At 64.4% G+C, this 3411-nt stretch carries 3 protein-coding genes; 1 reads left to right on the top strand and 2 read right to left on the bottom strand.

The window, feature by feature from the left end; genetic code table 11:
- Positions 1 to 160 precede the first annotated feature (160 nt).
- Together WBF82_RS09565 and WBF82_RS09560 are read right to left on the bottom strand one after the other, a co-directional pair.
- Positions 161 to 1237: an ABC transporter ATP-binding protein gene (locus WBF82_RS09565; protein WP_424382805.1), complete on the bottom strand. Its 1077-nt coding sequence runs from the start codon at positions 1235 to 1237 to the stop codon at positions 161 to 163.
- 134 nt (positions 1238 to 1371) lie between these two features.
- Positions 1372 to 2910, bottom strand: coding sequence for a carotenoid oxygenase family protein (locus WBF82_RS09560; protein WP_424382804.1), 1539 nt, complete (start codon positions 2908 to 2910; stop codon positions 1372 to 1374).
- A 77-nt stretch (positions 2911 to 2987) separates the two neighbouring features.
- Here WBF82_RS09560 and WBF82_RS09555 point away from each other — a divergent pair.
- The coding region (locus tag WBF82_RS09555) for a TetR/AcrR family transcriptional regulator (protein WP_424382803.1) at positions 2988 to 3411 on the top strand (424 nt) is incomplete at its 3' end.

Genomic DNA, 3411 nt, shown 5'->3' with positions numbered 1-3411 from the left:
GCTCGGGGATATCGGCGCTGGCTGGCGTCTGGATCTACCCGTTCACGCATGCTGCCCAACAGATTGGCCCTTTTGGGCGTTTCCGTCAAGAGGTGACGCGCCAAGTTGGTGGATCAACTCCTTTCGGGCGGGTGCATCGGGGCCGTACTGCCAGCAGTGGTCAGTAGCTGCGTTGGGTGGGAATCCCCGCGGTGTCCGCTTCCTCATCGCGGTGCCGGCCACGGTCGTTCTCACCGTCGTAGTCGCGGGCTGAGTTCTTGTCGTCCTCAAGCGATTCGAGGATCGCCGCCTGCGCGTCTTTGGGCAGCAGGTGCAGGTTCTCCCGGACCCGGGCTTGGCGACGACCGACCGCCTTGCGCTCGGGCATGCCGGGGGTAGCGATGATCTGCGGCGGCACACCCTCGACCTCCTCGACACCGCCGTCGACATGACCGGCCTCCAGGTGGGCCTGCTCCTCGGCCATGGTGGCCTCGTCCTTTTCCTCCGACATCCCGATCGGGCCGATACGACGGCCATTGAGGAACTGCCGCACCACCGGCTCGTCGCTGGTCAGCAGCACCTCGCGGGGGCCGAACATGACCAGCTTGCGGCGGAACAGCATGCCCATATTGTCCGGCACGGTGCGGGCGATGTTGATGTTGTGCGTGACGATCAAGATCGTGCAGTCAATCTGCGCGTTGATGTCGATGAGCAGCTGGCTCAAATACGCGGTGCGGACCGGGTCCAGACCCGAGTCCGGCTCATCACACAGGATGATCTGCGGGTCTAACACCAGCGAACGGGCCAACCCGGCGCGCTTGCGCATACCGCCGGAGATCTCACCGGGGAACTTCTTCTCGTCGCCACCCAGGCCCACCATCTCCAGCTTCTCCATGACGATGTCACGGATCTCGCCTTCCTTTTTCTTGGTGTGCTCACGCAGTGGGAACGCGGTGTTGTCGTAGAGGTTCATCGACCCGAACAAGGCGCCGTCCTGGAACATGACGCCGAATAGAGTGCGAATGTCGTAAAGCTCCTTGGCCGAGCACTCGGTGATGTCGGTGCCGTCGACGATGATCGAACCGCGCTCCGGGCGCAGCAGCCCGATCAGCGACTTCAAAAAGACCGACTTACCAGTACCCGACGGGCCCAGCAGCACGCTGACCTCGCCCGCCGGGACTTGCATGGTCACGTCTTCCCAGATTCGCTGGGAGCCGAAGGACTTTGTCAGTCCCTCAACCTCAATACCGATACCCATGCGAAACCCTCCCGCCAGACGTTACTTAACGCTGCCCAAGCCCAGCTTGTGGCATGAGTCACTGTAGCGCACTGGTGATAACGGAGTCGCCTTGTGCGCCTATCGCTGGAAATTCATGATCGGAAGCAATTCGGTCACTCCCGGGGCGACCAGTTGCCATGGAAGCCCATCGGCACGCGCTGCGGCAAGTGCACTGTGGCCACCGATTCGCAGGTTTGCGCGTCGAGCAGCACCAGTTGACCCTCGTCGCGGCCGCGGTGATAGCCGTAGCCGATCAGAATGCCGTCGTCCTCAGCGGGGTCCTCGGCCCGCGAATCGGTGCCGGGACGTGCGACGAAGGACATTTCGCCGATCAGCAGCTCGGGGTCTAGCGGCGCGACCGTGCTGGATCCGGTCTGGTAGTCGTGCTTGTACAGCGCTGTCGACATTTGGGTTCTGCCTGATCCGAGGAAGCCGCCGTCGATCCCGACGGTGTAGCCGAAGCGATGCTTGGCACCCACCAGGCTCTCGTTGATCCGGGGGAATTCCTGAGAGCGGTCGTCACGGCATTCGGTGGACACCGTGCCGGTGGCCAGGTTGACGGTCCAGCGGTCCAACGTTGGCCGGCTGTCGCCTGGGCCGCGCAGGTCGCGGTCGAACATCCGTTGGTAGCGCACCACGTCGAGGACCAGCACTTCGGCGCCGTCCCGGGTTTCGGAGTACGCGTTGAGCGGGTGGTAGACGTAGCACGGCTCGATGTCGAACCACCGCACTGGAGGTTTTCCGGCGGTATTACCGCCGGACTCGCGCGGCATGACCCCGATGCGCGCCGGATAGTCGCGGTTCCACTTGTAGGGCATCCGGTGGATCGGCTGGGGATCGCGGTTGATCATCGCGGAGATCGGGCTGGGGATACGGACGCGTCCGAGCAGCGATTGCACGACCAGTCGAGACGGCGCGCTCAGCCAGCGCGGCATGGTCGTCGGCAACACCTGCACCGGGTCGAATGTCACCGGCAGGTCATAGATCACCACGTACTTCTCGGTCAGCGAGAAGTCGTGCATCATCGGCGACCCGGTCACCGCGATGTCGACGGTCCGCCGTGCTCGTCCCTTGGTGTCGATCACCGAGTACTGCACTGTGTGTCCGCGGGCGAAAGAGTAAGAGATCGCGTGCAATTCGCCGGTTGCCGGGTCGCGGTGCGGGTGGGCGGTGTACCCGCCGGAAAGCGTGCCGTCGAAGTCGCAGGTCCCCTCGGTCTCGAGGTCATCGGTCAGCCGGTAGTTGGCGCCACCACCCTCGACCATTGCCAGGGTTTGTCCGGCGTGGCTCAGCACGTTGGTGTTGGGACCGACGGACAGCATGCCGGCGCGCGGGTTGAGCGAGGCGGGCGCGGACTCGCCCAGCGCGGCGCACACATGCGCGGTGCGGACCCAGCGGTTGCGGTACCAGCGGGCCTGCCCGTCGCGCAGGCCGACCCCGTGCACCATCGCATCGCCGCTGAACCAGTGATAGGTGGCGGGGTCGACCTCTGCGACGGGGTTGGGCCCGTTGCGCAGGTAGCGCCCATCCAGGAATTCGGGAATGTGGCCGGTGACGGCCAGATCGGTCGCAGTCACCTCGGCGGTTACCGGCGCCAGGAAGTCATCGAGATACGGATTCGCCGGGGTGGTGGTGGTGGTGGCTGTTCTCACTGGGCCTCCTAGCTGGCATAACATTGATATTTCATTGTTATACACCGGTGTGGCCAGCTGTGTCAAGATGACAACTGATGTCTCCCGATACTTCGCAGGCCGAGCGCAACGTGCGTGCCGAGTTGCTGCGCGCCGCCGTCGAGATCCTCAACAAGGACGGCCCGGATGCGTTGCAGACCCGCAAAATCGCCGGCGCCGCCGGAACCTCGACGATGGCGTTGTACACGCACTTCGGCGGGATGTCAGCGTTGATCGCGGCGGTTGCCGAGGAGGGATTGTGTCAATTCGATGCGGCGTTGACGATGGCCCCGACGTCCGACCCGGTCGCGGATCTGATGGCCGCCGGGATTGCCTACCGGCGCTTCGCCATCGAGCGTCCCCATATGTCCCGGCTGATGTTCGGCAGCACCAGCGCGCACGGCATCAACGCGCCGGCGCACGACGTCGTGACGTTGAGCGTGGCCGAGATCAGCGACCACTACCCGAGCTTCGCGCATGTCG

The organism is Mycobacterium sp. (assembly GCF_049673265.1).
GTDB lineage: Bacteria > Actinomycetota > Actinomycetes > Mycobacteriales > Mycobacteriaceae > Mycobacterium.
This window is presented reverse-complemented; position numbering and strand designations above follow the sequence as displayed.